Origin of the sequence: Rhizobium ecuadorense, from assembly GCF_001187535.1 — a bacterium.
Lineage (GTDB): Bacteria > Pseudomonadota > Alphaproteobacteria > Rhizobiales > Rhizobiaceae > Rhizobium > Rhizobium ecuadorense.
In genome coordinates, this window is the sequence record NZ_LFIO01001321.1 from 1 (window position 1) to 230 (window position 230).

Genomic DNA, 230 nt, shown 5'->3' on the forward strand with positions numbered 1-230 from the left:
GTTCACGTGCAGCAGGTTATTCTCAACCTGGCGACCAACGGGATGGATGCGATGCTGAACGCCGTCCCGGCCGGGAGAACGCTTAGCTTCGCGACGGGACTGGCGAACGAGAAGGCGGAGCTGCGGGTCTCCGACACCGGAGACGGCATTCCCGAGGAGAGGCTGATCCGCATCTTCGAACCGTTCTATACCACCAAGCAGGCGGGTACCGGGCTGGGTCTGTCCATAGC

The 230-nt window shown here is 62.6% G+C and carries 1 protein-coding gene; it reads left to right on the plus strand.

Features of this window, described 5'->3' with window-relative positions; translation table 11 throughout:
• On the plus strand, window positions 1-230 hold a 230-nt coding region (locus tag AF337_RS28855), incomplete at both ends, for an ATP-binding protein (protein WP_244471331.1).